Below are 19,129 nucleotides of genomic sequence, written 5' to 3'. Positions count from 1 at the left end.
TATGATTTTCACGAATGAAATGTGTAGATGCTGGGAGGGCTTTTCATGGCAGATAGGAAACCGCGTATAGTGATTGTGGGCGCTGGGTTCGGTGGCGTCAAATTGGCAAAGCTGTTTAGCAAGGAAAATGTGGATATTACCCTGGTAGACCGCCATAATTACCATTTGTTTCAGCCACTGCTGTATCAGGTGTCTACGGCGGTATTGTCCACGGATGAAATTGCCTATCCTATCCGCACGTTCTTCCGTAAGAACAAGAATGTGGAATTCTTTATGGCCAAAGCACTGGGCGTTGACCAGCAGAGAAATATCCTGCTGACCAATCATGGGGAAATCGAATACGATTATCTGATCCTGGCAGCTGGTGCAACCACGAATTTCTTTGGTATGACGGAAGTGGAACAGCATTCCTTTGGCATGAAATCCCTGCAGGAAGCTTTGCATATTCGCAATCATGTGCTGCATATGTTTGAGCGTGCCAACAAGAGCAAGGACCCGGAAGAACGCCGCAAGATGCTGAGCTTCGTCATCGTGGGCGGCGGCCCCACCGGCATTGAAGAGGCGGGCGCTATTTCGGAATTGATCGGCATCCAGAAGAAGGAATTTCATAATCTGGATTTCAGCGAAGTTACCGTCAAGCTGATCGAAGCTACGCCCAATGTCCTGCCTATGATGCCGCAGAATCTGCGCGATCATACGGTGGAAGTCCTGCGCAGCAAAGGCGTGGAAGTGCTGCTGAATACGCAGGTAACAGGCTACGACGGACACGTCATTAAGTTGAAGAACGGGGAAGAGATCCCCACCAGCACACTGATCTGGGCGGCTGGTGTCAAGGCTGTGCCCTTCATCGAAAACTGCGGCGGGGAAGTAGACCGGGCCGGTCGCGTTATCGTCGATGAGAAACTGCGCGTCAATGGCAGCCAGAATGTCTTTGCTATCGGTGACTGCGCAAACTTCTGCCATGGCACGGAACGGCCGCTGGCAACGGTGGCGCCGGTGGCTACCCAGGAAGCCGTGGTGGCTCATGAGAACATCATGCGCCTGATTCGCGGGCAGCAGGAGCTCAAAACCTTCGTGTATAAGGATTTGGGAGCTATGGCTACCATTGGGCGTGGGCAGGCCGTTGTGGCCAAGACCAGCATGAACCCGGAAATGACCGGCTTTATCGCTTGGTGCGCTTGGATGTTCATCCATCTGATCCGCTTGGCTGGTACCCATACTAATATCACCGTGGCCATCAAGTGGACGTGGAATCTGCTGTCCGGCACGCGGTTGGGACGTATTATTACGAATATCAAAATCTGAGGATAAATGGGGCTGTTGCAGTGAAAAGTTACGTGCAACAGCCCCATTTGCGCAAATTGCAGTTTATTGGCAGGTTCGTGCTGAAGATATCCCGTTCATACGCAGTCAGGGGTTCACGGGGGAGTACTTTTTCTGTTTCCGCTAAAACGACCCTCTCGGCAATTTTAGAGCTGTTTAGCCAGATGGCGCCGGGCAAGACCGGCGGCGCGTCTTTCAGCGTGCTTTCTGGTAACTGCCTGCCTCGGGCCGGCCTTCGCTGGCGCTCAGGCAGTCGCTCCCACAGAAAAAGCACTCCCCCGTTCGCCTCCCAGCCACGATTTTGGCAATCGGCACGAACCCGGTTCTCCCGTAACAAGAACATCGATGTGCTTGTATCCTCCAGCCGGAACATAGCAGCATTGACAAACGTAACGCTGGGTGGCGGTGGGGATGCTTTTCCGCCGGCGGAACGACTGCCTGAACGAAGTGAAGGCTGGCCCGCAAACAGCATTTGCTGGATGCTTCGTTGATGGACGCGCCGCCGGACTTGCCCGGCGCAGGTTACTGGAAGATGCGTACTTCTGTTGGCGGGACATTTAGTGCAGCGGCGGAAAAGTATTCCCACCGCCGCCCCACTGAGCTATAACAAAAGAGTTTAGGCTCGCATCTACAAACTGCAATTTATAGGTGTGGATAAAGCATGACAGGGGGGACTAATGTTTTGGCAGCGTTTGGCAGTTTTTTTAAGTTTTTTCAAAAAAGGTGTTGACATATCCATCCGACTCGTGTAATATAATACAAGTCGCTGACAGACACGGCAACGAAACAGCACAGCAAGCCTTGAGTGGCAGGCCGCTGGAGAGTTCCGAAAAGCTTCAAAAAAGAATTTAAAAAGTTCTTGACAAGCTGATCTGCTGGTGATAAGATAAATGAGTCGCTTGAAGCGACGGGCACTTCTGAAGAGTGCGACAATGATTGTTCTTTGAAAACTAAACAATGCAAAATAATCATGCAACATGATTAAGCCAGATGTTTGAAGAAGTTTTTACTTCTTAACAAAACATCGATTGGTATGAACAACATAGCAATCGGCAATTTCTTTTATAGATAATTGAGAGCTTGATTAAGTTCTTCATAAATTTTATGGAGAGTTTGATCCTGGCTCAGGACGAACGCTGGCGGCGTGCTTAACACATGCAAGTCGAACGAGGCAGATTTTCAACACTGAGTACTTGATAAAGTCACTTCAAGCGTCATTGCGACGAAGTCGCAATTTCACTTTTATAAAGTGCTTAACTAAGAGTCGAGTATTGAGTGTTGAAAAGATGCCGAGTGGCAAACGGGTGAGTAACGCGTAGACAACCTGCCGCAAAGATGGGGACAACAGTCCGAAAGGACTGCTAATACCGAATGTTGTCAGATTCCCGCATGGGAGACTGATTAAAGATGGCCTCTACTTGTAAGCTATCGCTTTGTGATGGGTCTGCGTCTGATTAGCTAGTTGGTGGGGTAACGGCCTACCAAGGCGACGATCAGTAGCCGGTCTGAGAGGATGAACGGCCACATTGGAACTGAGACACGGTCCAGACTCCTACGGGAGGCAGCAGTGGGGAATCTTCCGCAATGGGCGAAAGCCTGACGGAGCAACGCCGCGTGAGTGAAGAAGGGTTTCGGCTCGTAAAGCTCTGTTGACGGGGACGAATGTGCGAAATGCGAATAGTTTTTCGCAATGACGGTACCCGTCGAGGAAGCCACGGCTAACTACGTGCCAGCAGCCGCGGTAATACGTAGGTGGCGAGCGTTGTCCGGAATTATTGGGCGTAAAGGGAGCGCAGGCGGGAAGGCAAGTCAGTCTTAAAAGTGCGGGGCTCAACCCCGTGATGGGATTGAAACTGTCTTTCTTGAGTGCAGGAGAGGAAAGCGGAATTCCTAGTGTAGCGGTGAAATGCGTAGATATTAGGAGGAACACCAGTGGCGAAGGCGGCTTTCTGGACTGTAACTGACGCTGAGGCTCGAAAGCGTGGGGAGCGAACAGGATTAGATACCCTGGTAGTCCACGCCGTAAACGATGAATGCTAGGTGTAGGAGGTATCGACCCCTTCTGTGCCGGAGTTAACGCAATAAGCATTCCGCCTGGGGAGTACGGTCGCAAGACTGAAACTCAAAGGAATTGACGGGGGCCCGCACAAGCGGTGGAGTATGTGGTTTAATTCGACGCAACGCGAAGAACCTTACCAGGGCTTGACATTGAGTGAAAGATCTAGAGATAGATCCCTCTCTTCGGAGACACGAAAACAGGTGGTGCATGGCTGTCGTCAGCTCGTGTCGTGAGATGTTGGGTTAAGTCCCGCAACGAGCGCAACCCCTATCATTTGTTGCCAGCACGTTATGGTGGGAACTCAAATGAGACTGCCGCGGACAACGCGGAGGAAGGCGGGGATGACGTCAAGTCATCATGCCCCTTATGTCCTGGGCTACACACGTACTACAATGGGATGGACAGAGAGCAGCGAACCCGCGAGGGCAAGCGAACCCCATAAACCATCTCCCAGTTCGGATTGCAGGCTGCAACCCGCCTGCATGAAGTCGGAATCGCTAGTAATCGCTGGTCAGCATACAGCGGTGAATACGTTCCCGGGCCTTGTACACACCGCCCGTCACACCACGGAAGTCATTCACACCCGAAGCCGGTGGGCAAACCGCAAGGATGCAGCCGTCTAAGGTGGGGGCGATGACTGGGGTGAAGTCGTAACAAGGTAGCCGTATCGGAAGGTGCGGCTGGATCACCTCCTTTCTAAGGATTACAAAATCTTAGGTCGGAGCATCTGGAATTTGCATTGTCTAGTTTTGAGAGAATAATCTCTCTAATATGTACACTGAAAACTACACAGAAGAAATCAAAATGTATCAATTTTAACCAATGGTCTACACGACAGTGTAAACAGAAGGTTGAACGAACATTTTAGGATTCTAAAGCATAGACATCACACAAACATGTGATACCTTAAAAGCAAACGAAAGTTAAGCTACCAAGGGCATATGGTGGATGCCTAGGCGTTCCGAGCCGATGAAGGACGCGATAAGCTGCGAAAAGCCATGAGGAGCCGCAAGTAGGCTGTGAGTCATGGATGTCCGAATGGGGCAACCCAATACGAGTCATGTCGTATTACCTAGTTTCTAGGAGGCACACCCGGTGAACTGAAACATCTAAGTAACCGGAGGAAAAGTAATCAAAAGAGATTCCCTCAGTAGCGGCGAGCGAACAGGGAAGAGCCCAAACCGGGAGTCTTCGGACACCCGGGGTTGAGGACCGGCATAAAAGGAAGACAATTTAGCTGAAGCTTCTGGGAAGGAGCGGCACAGAAGGTGAAACCCCCGTAAGCGAAAAGTTGTCCAATGGGCCGGTATCCAGAGTACCACGAGACACGTGAAACCTTGTGGGAAGCAGGGTGGACCACCATCCAAGGCAAAATACTACGGAACGACCGATAGCGCATAGTACCGTGAGGGAAAGGTGAAAAGAACCCCGGGAGGGGAGTGAAATAGAACCTGAAACCGTATGTCTACAAGCAGTCGAAGCTCTTTATATGAGCGACGGCGTGCCTATTGAAGAATGAACCGGCGAGTTAATTTATGTAGCGAGGTTAAGTGGAAGACACGGAGCCGAAGCGAAAGCGAGTCTGAACAGGGCGAAAGTTACATGGATTAGACCCGAAACCACAGTGATCTATGCATGGCCAGGCTGAAGCTCAGGTAAAAATGAGTGGAGGGCCGAACCCGTGAGTGTTGAAAAACTTTGGGATGAGCTGTGCATAGGGGTGAAATGCCAATCGAACGTGGAGATAGCTGGTTCTCCCCGAAATAGCTTTAGGGCTAGCCTCAGGCGACACATAAAGACGGTAGAGCACTGATCGGACGCGGGTCTGTAATGGATACCAACTCCAGTCAAACTACGAATGGCTTTATGAGAAGAACCTGGGAGTCAGAATGCGAGTGATAAGACCCGTATTCAAGAGGGAAACAGCCCAGACCGCCGACTAAGGTCCCCAATGCTGTACTAAGTGGAAAAGGATGTAGGACTTCCTAAACAACCAGGATGTTGGCTCAGAAGCAGCCACCATTTAAAGAGTGCGTAATAGCTCACTGGTCGAGAGGCCCTGCGCCGAAAATATCCGGGGCTCAAGTACAGAACCGAAGTCGCGGCATGCGCAAGCATGGGTAGGGGAGCGTTCCATGTGCGTTGAAGGTTGACCGGAAGGACAGCTGGAGCGTATGGAAGTGAGAATGCCGGTATGAGTAGCGAAACGGCCAGTGAGAATCTGGCCCACCGAAAGCCTAAGGGATCCTGGGCAACGCTCGTCGTCCCAGGGTAAGTCGGGACCTAAGCCGAGGCAGCAAGCGTAGGCGATGGACAACAGGCGAAAATTCCTGTACTGCATGGAGTTGTTTGAGGATGGAGTGACGCAGCAAGGAGTCTGAGCTGGCGAATGGAAATGCCAGTCGAAGGCGGTAGGCTGGTGTGGAGGCAAATCCCCACACTGTAAGGCTGAGAACCGATAGATAGATAAATCCTTCGGGATGCATCAAATTCAGACGTACTACACTGCCAAGAAAAGCTTCTAACGAGACGACATGTACCCGTACCAAAACCGACACAGGTAGGCGGGGAGAGAATCCTAAGGTGCGCGGGAAAACCCTCGTTAAGGAACTCGGCAAAATGCATCCGTAACTTCGGGAGAAGGATGGCCGGAGCTGGTGAAGTCATTTACTGATGGAGCTGGAGCCGGCGACAGAAGAGAAGCCCAAGCGACTGTTTACCACAAACACAGGTGCCTGCTAAAGAGAAATCTGACGTATAGGTGCTGACACCTGCCCGGTGCTGGAAGGTTAAGAGGACGGGTCAGCCGCAAGGTGAAGCTCGGAATTGAAGCCCCAGTAAACGGCGGCCGTAACTATAACGGTCCTAAGGTAGCGAAATTCCTTGTCGGGTAAGTTCCGACCCGCACGAAAGGTGTAACGACTTGGGCACTGTCTCAACGAGGGACCCGGTGAAATTGAAATACCTGTGAAGATGCAGGTTACCCGCGACTGGACAGAAAGACCCCATGGAGCTTTACTGCAGCCTGTCATTGATTTTTGGCATGTAACGTACAGGATAGCTGGGAGACGGAGAACTACAGTCGCCAGATTGTAGGGAGTCAATGTTGGGATACCAGCCTTTGCGTGTTAGGAATCTAACCCTGAAACTAACGACTTCGGGGACAGTGGCAGGCGGACAGTTTGACTGGGGCGGTCGCCTCCGAAAGAGTAACGGAGGCGTCCAAAGGTTCCCTCAGCGCGGACAGAAATCGCGCGAAGAGTATAAAGGCAGAAGGGAGCTTGACTGCGAGACAGACACGTCGAGCAGGTACGAAAGTAGGGCTTAGTGATCCGGTGGAATGAGAGTGGAATTGCCATCGCTCAACGGATAAAAGCTACCCTGGGGATAACAGGCTAATCTCTCCCAAGAGTCCATATCGACGGGGAGGTTTGGCACCTCGATGTCGGCTCATCACATCCTGGGGCTGAAGCAGGTCCCAAGGGTTGGGCTGTTCGCCCATTAAAGTGGTACGTGAGCTGGGTTCAGAACGTCGTGAGACAGTTCGGTCCATATCCATCGCGGGCGTAAGATACATGAGGGAAGCTGCTCCTAGTACGAGAGGACCGGAGTGGACGGACCGCCGGTGTACCAGTTGTTTCGCCAGAAGCATAGCTGGGTAGCTGCGTCCGGAAGGGATAAACGCTGAAAGCATCTAAGCGTGAAGCCTGTCCCGAGATGAAGTATCTCATGGAGTAATCCAGTAAGATTCCTTGAAGAAGACAAGGTAGATAGGTTGGGAGTGGAAGTGCCGTAAGGCATGCAGCGGACCAATACTAATAAATCGAGGGCTTAACTTCATAAAGAACTAAAATGTTCGACATAGCGATTTTCTTCTGTATAGTTTTGAGTAGTACATACTCAACTGAATATCTGGTGACGATAGCTGAGTGGTTCCACCTGTTCCCATACCGAACACAGTAGTTAAGCACTCATACGCCGAAAGTACTTGTCTGGAGACGGACTGGGAGGATAGGGCGTTGCCAGTCAAGGTGCCCTTTGGGGTATAAGTGATGAAGCACCCGTAAGGGTGCTTTTTTCGTATGTTTATGGTAATTTTATGTTTGTGTGTAGAGAGCGGATTTTCGCGGTTCTTTTTTTTATACCATGGCAGGAAATTTTCTTTTCGGTGTGGAATTATCATTTAGTTAACTAGGGATTCATGTTTGGGTAACGAAGCAAGGAGGGATTTTTTATGGGATTGAAACAAAAATTTATGGCCTTGTCGGGACTTATGGGCTTGTTGCTCGCGGTGGTGTCGATTGTCGGGTATTTCATGGCCAGCTCTGCATTGCAGGAGAGTGTGGACAGTGAATTGCGGACGACCATTGCCAAAGAGGCGAATGAGCTGAATGGCTGGCTGCGGGAGAAAAAAGCTTTTGGTGTGGCCACGACGAATCATATGACCAGCCTGAATGGCAATTTTGCTGTTATGCACACGCAGGAGACTTTAGGAACCACGGTTTCCGATAAGGAAATCTTAGAGATGACTGCGGGAACGGAGGACGGCTGGTTCTCTGGTTTCTATTCCGGAGAGAATACTGGGAAGAAGGACCCGCGTCAGCGCCCTTGGTACAAAGATGCCAAGGCACATGACAAGACCGTTTTTACCGAGGCTTATATCGATGCCAATACCAACAAGCTGGTCGTATCGGTCGCTTCGCCAATCAAGGCCAATGGTCAGTTCGTGGGTGCTACCTGTGTGGATCTGGCTTTGGATGTGCTTACGGAACAAGCTAATGATATGAAATATCATGGTGAAGGTGTGGGCATCATCGTGGAATCTAACGGCAATATCCTGGCTACGTCTGGGGCTGGCGAGCCGATGAAGAATCTTAAGGAAATTGATGGTTTGGGCAGTCATTTTGATGAGATGGTCAAGAAAGGCGAAGGCTATTTTGAGGTGACCATCAACGGTGAGGATAAGGTCTTTGCCTATCAGACGGTGCCGGAAACGGGTTGGATCATGGGGATTTCTGTGCCCTATGATTTTGTTTTTGCGCCGTTGCAGAAGTTGAAGATTGTCTTTGCGGTGCTGACGCTGGCTGGGCTGGCCTTGTCTGTATTTATCTGTCTGACCTTTGCCGGACGGATCACGACACCGATTGCGGGACTGGAAGCGCATGCTGTCCAGCTGGCAGATGGCAATCTGCATATGGAAAATCTGCCGGTTACCTCTAACGATGAGATTGGTTCACTGACGAGGGCATTCAATACGATGAGCGGCAATCTGAGGAATCTGATATCCAAGATGGCGGCGACCAGTGAACAGGTGGCGGCTTCCTCGGAGGAACTTACAGCCAATGCCCAGCAGTCTGCCGAGGCTTCTGTCCATGTGGCTGAAACCGTGGGTGAAGTTTCCATGAATATGGAAGAGCAGCTGCATAATATCGATAATGCCAAATCCAACGTGGATAGTGTATATGAAGATGTGACTTCCATGGCAGAAAAGGCACGTACGGTTACCGAAACTTCGGGACGTACAGCAGAAGCTGCGCATAAAGGTGCATCTTTGATGGAAACTGCAGTCAAACGTATGGGCAACATTGAGAAAAGTGTGCTGGCTTCGGCTGATGTGGTGCAGAAGCTGGGCGAAAACAGCAGTCAGATCGGGCAGATTGTCGAGGCGATTTCCTCCATTGCTGAGCAGACGAATCTCTTGTCGCTCAATGCGGCGATTGAAGCTGCCAGAGCTGGTGAGCATGGTCGGGGCTTTGCGGTAGTAGCAGAGGAAGTCCGCAAGCTGGCCGCCGAATCCCAGGATTCAGCCGAGCAGATCAAGGAACGGATCATGTCCATCCAGAATGACACCTATGAGGCTGTCAAGGCCATGCAGGCCGGGACGGATGAGGTGAAGAGCGGTACCGCTGCCATTCGGGAGGTGGGTGAGCAGTTTGAAGGTATCCTCACCATGGTCAACGGTATCAAGACGCAGATGGATGAGATCAATGGTTCGGTAGAGGTAGTGGCCGCAGGTGCTGGCAATATCGTCAATGCGGTGGATTCCATTGATAGCATCAGCCGCAAGACCTCGGAAAATACCCAGACCATTTCGGCGGCGACGCAGGAACAGTCAGCGTCTAATGAAGAAATCGCTGCAGCCTCTCAGGCCTTGGCGAATATGGCTACGGATATGCAGGCAGCCATTGGCAAATTCAAATTGTAAATAAAAAGCTCCGTGCGATACGTTGATGCGCACGGAGCTTTTTATGTTTTTAGAAATCAGTCTTCGATAGCGGTTTCCAGAGCAATCTTGATCATATCGTTGAAGGTGGTCTGGCGTTCTTCGGCCGTGCAGGCTTCGCCGGTCAGGAGATGGTCGCTGACGGTGAAGAGGGCCAGGGCCTGAACATGGGCTTCGGCAGCCAGCGTGTAGAGGGCTGCTGCTTCCATTTCGACAGCGAGGATGCCGTATTTACGAAGTTTTTCGTTGTCGATTTCTTCATCGTAGAAACGGTCCACGGAGATGATATTGCCCACCGTGGCATGCAGGTTGAGTTTCTTGCTGTTGGCTACAGCTTTGGAGAGCAGCTCATAGTCAGCAATGGGGCAGTAGTTGATATTGCCGCCGAAGATGTTGCGGATCATGGAAGAATCCGTGCTGGCAGCCTGAGCAATCAGCACATCGCGCAGTTTCACATCGGGGTGCATGCCGCCGCAAGTGCCGACGCGGAAGAGCTTCTTGCAGCCAAAGTGATGGATGAGCTCATGCACATAGATGGAGATGGAGGGCATGCCCATGCCAGTACCCTGTACGGAAACGGGGACGCCTTTGTACTTGCCCGTGAAACCCAGGATGTTGCGTACGGAGGTGTACTGTTTTACATCCTCGAGGAAATTTTCCGCAATGAATTTTGCCCGCAGGGGATCGCCAGGGAGCAGAATGCGTTCTGCTACTTCGCCTTTTTCAGCAGCAATATGAGGAGTTGCCATGTTTGATTCCTTCTTTCTGACCAATAATTATAAAACTATAATTATTATAAGGAAAAAATAACAAATAAGCAAAGGTCATTTGACCTGATTTTTAAGAGAAAATCCATCTGTATGGCGAAGAAATGCGATACCTTGACAGAGACGGTAAAATAAGTTACCCTAAGGAAAGTTGATTTTAGGAGGTAATATTAATGAAGAAAACAGCTTTTGTCCTTGCGGCAGTTATGTTAGCAGGTGCTTCCTTCGCTTCGGCAGCACCAATTCACCAGTTGGCTAACCATGAAACGTCTATTGGCGTGGGTACGAAGGACTCTTATATCGAACATAAGGTTACCGGCAAAGCAACGATTGGTGCTGCTTATGCTGATCGTGATGAATACGGCGATCAGAAGGATGCTTACCTGCAGTATGATGTGGTAGGCTCTGAAGTCAAGCTGATCGGCGGTTACCGCTGGGATATGGGCGGTGAGAAGAACAATGCTTTTGGTGGTGTCGCTTTGAGCACGCCGAAGGTTTTCGGCTTTGATGCCTATGCTTCCTATATCGCTGGCAAGGATTTCAATGAGACGCAGGTGGGTATTAATAAGGATATCCTGCTCAACGTTGGCCTCAATGTGAACTACCACAACTTCAAGCCGCGTCATGGCGGTCATCATGAAAACGCTGTGGGCGTGGGCCTCAATGTCAGATTCTGATCTGTGTCATCGGTAAATTTTCCTTGACAGCTGTTAGCTGAAACTGATAAACTGATGATATGAAAAGTGAATAGGCTATGCAGGACTGACGGATTAGTGGAATTGACCACATGTACTGCATGGTTTTGATAAGCCGACCGTCTGGGCAGAGATTTTGTCCAGGCGGTCGTTTGCGTTTGGGATGAAATCTCTTTTCGGTTGCTGCCTTGGGCAGCAGAAAGGATGGTTTTCATGCGGAATCGTTGGCTGATTGCTTTGGCTGCAGTGGGGATTCATATTTCCATTGGCAGCGTCTATGCCTGGAGTGTACTGACCCGGCCAATCATGGCGGAGATGGGCTTTACCCTGGCGGAGACGACCTGGACTTTTTCCCTGGCAATCTTGTTCCTTGGCATGTCGGCAGGCTTTTTGGGGCGGTTTGTGGAAAAGCATGGCCCGAAGAAAAGCGGCCTGCTCTCCATGATGTTCTTTGGTTCGGGGATGTTTGGCACGGCGCTGGCACTCCATCTGCACAGTCTGCCGCTGCTTTATCTCTTCTATGGCGTAATTGGCGGTATCGGCCTGGGCGTCGGCTATATCACACCGGTATCTACTTTGGTCAAGTATTTCCCGAACCATCGTGGTTTTGCTACGGGGCTGGCCATTATGGGCTTTGGTTTTGCAGCCTTGATTGCCGGGCCGGTCATGCAGTATCTGACGGCGCAGTTTGGTCTGGTGGAAAATTTCCTGATTCTCGGTACGGTCTATATGGTGCTGATTGGCGCCTCGGCCCTGTATTTGAAGCCGCCGGTCATGCCGGAGGGAAGCACGGCGGTGAAAAAGCTCCAGCATGGGGTTACGGCAGCTGAGGCCATCAAGACCTGGCAGTTCGGGGCTCTCTGGTGGGTGTTTTTCGTCAACATCACCTGCGGCATTGGCCTGTTGGCTGTAGCTTCGCCCATGGCCCAGCAGGTCACGGGCATGGATGCAGCCCAGGCAGCTTCCATGGTGGGCATTATCGGTTTGCTCAACGGCGGCGGCCGCATCCTCTGGTCCACCCTTTCTGATTATCTGGGGCGCGGTCTTACCTATATGGCGTTCTTTGCCTTGGAGGTCGGGGCCTTTTGGCTGTTGGCAGGTACCCGCGATGCCATGCTCTTCCAGATGCTGGTGTTTTTGATTATCAGCTGCTATGGCGGTGGCTTTTCCTGCATGCCGGCTTATCTTTCGGATATCTTTGGCACCCGGGAGCTCAGCGCCATCCATGGCCGGGTGCTTACGGCCTGGGGCATGGCCGGCGTTGTGGGGCCAACCATTGTCTCGTGGTTCTGGGAACACACCCATAGCTATGCAGACACCCTCTATTTCTTTGCAGCCTGTTTTGTGCTGAATCTCTTGATTGCTTCGGCACTGAAACTTTATGGCAATTCGGCAGCAGCATCCGTAAAGATTGCGCAGCCTCATTCCTAAAAAAATATACCCAGATTTCGCGGGAAAATAGTGGCCGCGAAAAAAACTTCAGCTGTTCCCTGATTGGGACAGCTGAAGTTTTTTTTACAATCATTGTCGTTTTCGAATCGTTTAGATATGTTCCAGATATTTTTGGATATAGGGAAGAGCTGCGCCGATGGTGATATTGTGTTCGGGCATTTTGCTGATCTGCAGGAAATCCCATTCCTCGGCAAAAGGTGTCTGGGCAGCAATTTCCTTATATAGATAGTTGAGGTCTGCCTGCTGTAGATAGGGTGCCAGATAGCCGCCAAGAATGATGTCTTTGTCGTAGATCAGATGGAGTATGTTGATGGCACGCGCCAGATTCTTTAGATAGGAAATCCAGATTTCTTGCGCCTTCAGGTCGGCATTGCGCACTTGCGTGAAGAAGGAGTCAAGCTGATCCAGATCATGGTGAAGGGCACGCAGGGAACAGAGGGTTTCCAGGCAGCCACGCTTTCCACAGTAGCAGAGTTCGCCCTGGGGATCCATTTGGATGTGCTCGATCGTGGCATTGTGTCCATGGAGGCCGGAGACAATCCTGCGGTTCAGGATCATCGTGGCGCCCAGATGACGGCTCAGGGAGAGATAAAAGGCATCCTGGAGGGAGGGCGAAGCCCAAAGTTCTGCGATAGCTGCGCTGCTGGCATCATGGATGAAACGACAGGGATAGGGCAGATATTTCGTTAGGGAGGAAATTTCGAGACCGGTGCAGTCCTGGATCTTGCCATAGATGACCTTTTCTCCATCTGGTGCAATCAGACCCTGCATGGCAAAACCAATGCCGAGAATCTGCACATCGGTCAATTGGCAGTTGTCTTTGAATTGTAAGATGTGCGCACAGACTTTTTGGAAATATGCGTCGTTATGTTCGAAATCCAACTGGAAAGTGTTGTAGCTGATTCTGTGTCCGTAAAGGTCAATGGCAATGGTTTTGACCTGATGGCTCAGCAGCTCAACACCAATACTTACCCGGTGCTGGGGGTTGACCGCATAGGCGCTGGGTTTGCGGCCGGCTGATTCGCTGTCGATCTGTCCTGCCTCATTGACAAGTCCTTCTTCTTTCAGATCCGTCAGGTTAGTGGTGATGGTGGGCCGGCTCAGATGCAAGTCATAGGCGATATCCTGTTGGGAGACATTCTGTTTCTGATAAATGTATTGAAAGATGCGTTGACGATTGGTTTGGCGGATTTCATAAGGGGTGATGCTGTTCTTCATATAGACTCCTCATTTATTTTGTAAAAGTGTTTTATGAATTGCTGTACTCATTATAACAAAAAATATAGCGGAAATCCATACGAAGTAGTTATATTCAACGCCTTCGTTCATTGTTCTTATTGATTTGTTTAGCTTTTTTGTAAAATCGCTTGACAAAACTATCAAACAGGATTATTATGTAAACAGATTTGAAAAATAGTTTTACAAAATGTATGAACAGAAAAGGAGTTGTCATCATGGGGATCATCGAAAAAATGAAATTGACGGGCAAAAAGGGGTTCGTTACGGGGGCTGCAAGGGGGATCGGAAAATGTACGGCAACAGCCTTTGCTGAAGCTGGTGCTGATGTGGCGATCGTAGATCTCGATATCGAGACTGCTAAGCGCACTGCTGCAGAAATTGCAGAAAAGACGGGACGTAAAGTCATTGCCATCCAGACGGATTGCACGGACAAGGACCAGGTTGAGGCAATGGTGCAGGAAGTGGTCGAAAAACTCGGAGGATTAGATTTCTGCCATAATAATGCAGGAATCTGCATCAATGCTCCGGCAGAGGAAATGAGCTATGAACAGTGGCTCAAGGTCATCAACATCAATTTGAATGGCATCTTCCTGACGGATATCGCTGCGGGAAAATATATGCTGGCTCATGGCGGCGGTTCTATCATCAATACGGCATCGATGTCAGCGCATATCGTCAATGTGCCGCAGCCGCAATGTGCCTATAATGCATCGAAGGCTGCTGTCATTCAGCTGACGAAATCCTTGGCCATCGAATGGGGCAAGAAGAAAGTGCGGGTCAACAGCATCAGCCCCGGATATATCGCAACGGAACTTACGATGAATTCGCCGACCTTGATTCCCTTGATTGAGCAATGGAATGCGATGGCACCGATGGGACGTATGGGGAAACCGGAAGAATTGGAAGCCATCTGTGTCTATCTTGCCGGTGATGCCAGCACATTCACCACAGGTACGGATGTGATTGTCGATGGTGCATTCACTTGCTTCTGATTGAAATGAGGTAACCCAGCCAGCAGTCTTTTGCTGGCTGGGGGGAAAGGAAGAAATGTTATGACGGCGAAAGCGGATATTTGCAATAAACGCACGGCACTGGGCATTGAATTCGGGTCAACACGCATCAAGGCGGTTCTGGTTGATCTTTCCGGAGAGGTACTGGCCGTTGGCATCCATGATTGGGAGAATTCTTTTGAGAAAGGAATATGGACCTTTCATCTGCAGGAAATCTATGCGGGCCTGCGCAGCTGTTATCAGTCGTTGAAACAGGAAGTCAGGCGGCAATATGGCGTCACGCTGACAGGCTTTGGCGCGATGGGCGTCAGCGCGATGATGCATGGCTACATGGCTTTTGATGCAGCCGGTGAATTGCTGGCACCTTTTCAGACCTGGCGCAATACAAATACACAGGAGGCAGCCAACCGTCTGACCAATTTGTTTCAGTTCAATATTCCCCTTCGTTGGACGGTGGCGCATCTCTATCAGCGCATTCTGGACCAGGAAGCGCATGTGCAGGAACTGGATTATGTATCAACGTTGGCAGGATTCATTCATTGGCAGCTGACAGGAGAGCGGGTGATCGGTATAGGGGATGCTTCGGGAATGTTTCCTGTAGATCCGGAAACGAATGACTATGTGGAGTCCATGGTGCAGCGGTTTGATGAGCTTTTGCAGCCATATGGATATTCCTGGCAGCTTCGCCATGTATTGCCGCGAGTATTGGCAGCGGGAGAAGATGCCGGCAGGCTCACGCCGCATGGTGCTGGCTTGTTGGATGCAGATGGTGATCTGGAAGCGGGTATTCCGTTTTGTCCGCCGGAAGGCGATGCCGGAACTGGCATGACTGCTACGAATGCCGTTGCTCCCCGTACAGGCAATGTCTCAGCTGGGACCAGTACCTTTGCGATGATTGTACTGGAACGTCCGCTGGTGAACCTGCATCGGGAGATCGACATGGTGGCAACGCCTACGGGGGCACCTTGTGCGATGTCTCATGCGAATAATGGAACCACTGACCTCAATGCCTGGGTCGATATATTTGGTGAATTTGCAAAACTGATGGGATATGAGGCCAGCAAGGGAGATCTGTTCACCAAATTGTATACGAATTCCTTGCATGGCGATGCAGATTGTGGTGGTTTGCTTCCTTATGGGTATTATTCCGGGGAGAATATCACCATGATCAATGAAGGTCGGCCCATCTTTTTACGTACCGTGAACAGCAGGTTCAATCTGTCCAATTTCATGCGGGCGAATCTTTACACTTCCTTAGGCGCCGTGAAGATGGGGCTGGATATCCTGAAAGAAGAAGGCGTAGAGGTAGACCGCATCATGGGGCATGGCGGTTTTTTCAAGACGAAAGGTGTAGGACAGCGTTATCTCTCTGCGGCTTGCGAAGCTCCTGTGACTGTTATGAATACAGCCAGTGAGGGCGGTGCCTGGGGCATTGCGCTGCTGGCGGCTTATCGGCTCGACCGGCAGCCCGGGGAAAGCCTGGGGGATTATCTCAATCACCGTATTTTTGCGGAACTGGACGGCGACAGCGTGGAAGCATCGCAGGATGAGATAAATGGATTCAATGAATTCATGCAGCATTATCGCGCTGGTCTATGTGTGGAAAAGGCTGCAATTGCTGCCTTGGATTGGTAAGAGGAGGGAGCAGAGATGATGAGTAAATGGCGCATCCGCATTGGATACGGTATGGGTGACTTGGGCTGTAATCTGGTGTTCAGTACGATGGCTTCATACCTGATGGTGTTCTATACGGACGTTTTTGGCATTGCTGCTGTGGCTGCAGGGACGATGATGCTGGTAACGAAGTTCATCGATGCGATAACGGATACGGTTATGGGAATCGTCGTAGACCATACGAAAAGCCGTTGGGGGCAGGGACGTCCTTATTTCCTGATTGGTGCTGTTCCCTTTGCAATCTTTACATTCCTGACCTTTTATATTCCTGATTTTGATGCGACAGGCAAGCTGATTTGGGCTTATGTGACTTATTGCCTGTTGTGCACCGCTTATACGGTTGTCAATATTCCCCTCAATACGATTGTGCCGCGCCTGACCTCGGATGTCCATGAACGCGATATTCTCGTATCAACCCGCATGATCTGTGCCATGATCGGTACTGCTGTCGTTATGTCGATTACGTCACCTTTGGTAGATTTTTTTGGCGGGACTGACCCAGCCCAAGGGTATTTGGTTACGATGACGCTGTATGGCATCGTGGCTATGTGCATTTTTTTCTTTACCTTTTCCAGCACCAAGGAAGTTGTGCCGACCACAGTCACGAATGACCATGCCAGCTTGAAAGAGAGTTTTCAGGGGCTTACGGGGCAGGCTTGGATCTTGTTCTTTTTGAATCTCTTTTATTTTTCCCTTTATGTGGTTCGCAATACGACGATTATCTATTATTTTCGGTATAATCTGAATCATGCGGATTTACTGGCATTGGTGGGCGTTCTGGGTATTCTTTCCGGGCTGCCGATGCTGCTGGCCCTGCCCGCGTTGGAGAAGCATTTCCAAAAGCGCAGCCTGATGTTCTTCAGTGCTGCTTTATACGTTGCGGGTGACTTGTTGATTTACTTTGGGCAGGATTCCCTGATGTGCCTGTTGGCCGGTCTGGTCATTACAGGATTGGGGATGTATGGTATTTTCGGCATCACCTTTGCCATGCAGCCGGATGTCATTGATTATTCGGAGTATAAGAAGAATAAGAGCGTTGCTGGCCTGATTGCGGCTTTTCAAGGTTTTTTTGTCAAGGGTGGCATGGGGCTGACCAGTTTTGTCGTGGGGATGTTCCTGAACATGGGAGGTTATGTTCCCAATGCAGTGCAGAGCGCTTCGTCCCTTGCGGCAATCGAGACCTGCTTTGTTTGGCTGCCGCTGCTCTTGTGCGTTGTGATTGCATCGTTGATCTATTTCTATAAGCTGGATGCCATCCGTACGGATATGACAGCGGAACTCAATCTGCGCCGGCAGATCCTGGCGCAGCAGGAAGAAACACCGGAACTCATTCAGGCGATTCCCTGTTATGACCCACAGGCACAGCGCTAAGCCTATTCAATGAAATGGAGGATTCCCGCATGGAAAAGACGTTGATAACGATTTCCCGGCAATTTGGCAGTGGTGGCCGGGAGGTTGCTGAAATTCTGACGAAAAAACTTCACTGCCACCATTATAATAGTAAATTGGTAGAAATGGCCGCCCAGAACCTGCATAATGGCATCCATATCGAAGAGGCTATTGCGCGTTCGTATCATACACCGGAGGAGGCGCAGGGAAACCTGGACAAATATGAAGGCCGTGAACGCATTGTGGAAAACAATCGTATGTACATCGAGCAGGCCAAGATCATCCTGAATTTGGCAGACCGGCCGGAAAGTGCAATCTTTTTGGGGCGTTGCGCCGATTATATTCTGCGTAACCGTGCAGATGTATTTTCTTTTTTCATCTATGCGGATGATGATTTTCGCTCAGCACGCTGCAAGACCAAGTATCAGGGAATGAGCCTCAGAGACCTCAACCGGGAAGAAAACCGCCGTAAACAGTATTATGAGTTCTATACGGGTCAAATTTGGGGGGAACCTACAAATTATGATCTGATGATCAATACCAGCAACATACCATTAGAAGTGGCGGCAGACACGATCCTTGCCTATATTGAATATAAACGGGCAGCAGCTGCCCGCGCTGTGTGCGGCGAGTGATGCTGTCCACTATTCAAATGATTTATACACAAAGGGGTTGTGCATAAGTGATTTCTCACTCATGCAACAGCCCCTTTTGACTATTGCAGTTTGTGAGTGAGTTCGTGCTGAAGGTATCCCGTTCATACGCAGTCAGGGGTTCACGGGGGAGTACTTTTTCTGTCTCCGCTAAAACGACCCTCTCGGCAATTTTAGAGCTGTTTAGCCAGATGGCGCCGGGCAAGACCGGCGGCGCGTCTTTCAGCGATCTTTCTAGTAACTGCCTGCCTCGGGCCGGTCTTCGCTGCGCTCAGACAGTCGCTCCCACAGAAAAAGCACTCCCCCGTTCGCCCCAGCCATGATTCTGGCAATCGGCACGAACCCGGTTCTCCCGTAACAAGAACATCGATGTGCTTGTATCCTCCAGCCGGAACATAGCAGCATTGACAAACGTAACGCTGGGTGGCGGTGGGGATGCTTTTCCACCAGCGGAACGACTGCCTGAACGAAGTGAAGGCTGGCCCGCAAACAGCATTTGCTGGATGCTTCGTTGATGGACGCGCCGCCGGACTTGCCCGGCGCAGGTTACTGGAAGATGCGTACTTCTGCTGGCGGGTCATTTAGTGCAGCGGCGGAAAAGTATTCCCACCGCCGCCCCACTGCTCTATGCCAATTGCATTCCAG

At 50.6% G+C, this 19,129-nt stretch carries 10 protein-coding genes, 3 rRNA genes and 1 riboswitch; of the genes, 11 read left to right on the top strand and 2 right to left on the bottom strand.

Going from position 1 to position 19,129, the window contains the following annotated elements; translation table 11 throughout:
* Positions 1–45: 45 nt before the first annotated feature.
* The 5 genes from SELR_RS11710 to SELR_RS11685 all read left to right on the top strand — a co-directional run bounded on the left by SELR_RS11710 (position 46) and on the right by SELR_RS11685 (position 9,587).
* Positions 46–1,305, top strand: coding sequence for an NAD(P)/FAD-dependent oxidoreductase (locus tag SELR_RS11710; protein ID WP_014425438.1), 1,260 nt, complete (start codon positions 46–48; stop codon positions 1,303–1,305).
* A 1,119-nt stretch (positions 1,306–2,424) separates the two neighbouring features.
* Positions 2,425–4,078, top strand: a 16S ribosomal RNA gene (locus tag SELR_RS11700).
* 225 nt (positions 4,079–4,303) lie between these two features.
* Positions 4,304–7,221 (top strand): 23S ribosomal RNA (locus tag SELR_RS11695).
* 72 nt (positions 7,222–7,293) lie between these two features.
* Positions 7,294–7,410 (top strand): 5S ribosomal RNA (gene rrf, locus SELR_RS11690).
* Together the 16S, 23S and 5S rRNA genes form the textbook arrangement of a ribosomal RNA operon.
* 206 nt (positions 7,411–7,616) lie before the next feature.
* The gene (locus SELR_RS11685; RefSeq protein ID WP_014425437.1) at positions 7,617–9,587 is read left to right on the top strand and encodes a methyl-accepting chemotaxis protein; all 1,971 of its coding nucleotides are present in this window, start codon (positions 7,617–7,619) and stop codon (positions 9,585–9,587) included.
* A gap of 56 nt (positions 9,588–9,643) precedes the next feature.
* On the opposite strand, the gene deoD is transcribed toward SELR_RS11685, so the two are convergent.
* A complete protein-coding gene (gene deoD, locus SELR_RS11680; RefSeq protein WP_014425436.1) occupies positions 9,644–10,354 on the bottom strand; it encodes a purine-nucleoside phosphorylase in 711 nt (236 codons plus the stop codon).
* A gap of 191 nt (positions 10,355–10,545) precedes the next feature.
* Between deoD and SELR_RS11675 the strand changes: the two genes are divergently transcribed.
* Positions 10,546–11,049: a hypothetical protein gene (locus SELR_RS11675; RefSeq protein ID WP_014425435.1), complete on the top strand. Its 504-nt coding sequence runs from the start codon at positions 10,546–10,548 to the stop codon at positions 11,047–11,049.
* Between the two features lie 71 nt (positions 11,050–11,120).
* Positions 11,121–11,203, top strand: a riboswitch (ZMP/ZTP riboswitch).
* A 77-nt stretch (positions 11,204–11,280) separates the two neighbouring features.
* Positions 11,281–12,498, top strand: a complete 1,218-nt coding sequence (locus SELR_RS11670; RefSeq protein ID WP_014425434.1) for an L-lactate MFS transporter — start codon at positions 11,281–11,283, stop codon at positions 12,496–12,498.
* 111 nt (positions 12,499–12,609) lie between these two features.
* Here SELR_RS11670 and SELR_RS11665 read toward each other — a convergent pair whose 3' ends face one another.
* Positions 12,610–13,737 carry an ROK family transcriptional regulator gene (locus SELR_RS11665; protein WP_014425433.1) on the bottom strand — a complete coding sequence of 376 codons (1,128 nt, stop codon included), beginning with the start codon at positions 13,735–13,737 and terminating at the stop codon, positions 12,610–12,612.
* Positions 13,738–13,973: 236 nt separating this feature from the next.
* On the opposite strand from SELR_RS11665, the gene SELR_RS11660 reads away from it, so the two are divergent.
* Genes SELR_RS11660 through SELR_RS11645 form a run of 4 tightly spaced genes read left to right on the top strand, consistent with a single transcriptional unit; the run spans position 13,974 to position 18,466 of the window.
* Entirely contained in the window at positions 13,974–14,750 is a 777-nt protein-coding gene (locus tag SELR_RS11660) for an SDR family oxidoreductase (protein WP_014425432.1), read from the top strand.
* A gap of 60 nt (positions 14,751–14,810) precedes the next feature.
* Positions 14,811–16,403, top strand: coding sequence for a xylulokinase (locus tag SELR_RS11655; protein ID WP_014425431.1), 1,593 nt, complete (start codon positions 14,811–14,813; stop codon positions 16,401–16,403).
* A gap of 15 nt (positions 16,404–16,418) precedes the next feature.
* Entirely contained in the window at positions 16,419–17,813 is a 1,395-nt protein-coding gene (locus SELR_RS11650; RefSeq protein WP_014425430.1) for a glycoside-pentoside-hexuronide (GPH):cation symporter, read from the top strand.
* A gap of 29 nt (positions 17,814–17,842) precedes the next feature.
* Positions 17,843–18,466, top strand: coding sequence for a cytidylate kinase-like family protein (locus tag SELR_RS11645; RefSeq protein WP_014425429.1), 624 nt, complete (start codon positions 17,843–17,845; stop codon positions 18,464–18,466).
* The last annotated feature ends 663 nt before the right edge of the window (positions 18,467–19,129 follow it).

The sequence above is a fragment of the Selenomonas ruminantium subsp. lactilytica TAM6421 genome, from assembly GCF_000284095.1.
Taxonomy (GTDB): Bacteria; Bacillota; Negativicutes; order Selenomonadales; family Selenomonadaceae; genus Selenomonas_A; species Selenomonas_A lactilytica.
The sequence above is the reverse complement of the archived record's forward strand: the minus strand, read 5'-3'. Positions and strand labels throughout refer to the sequence as shown.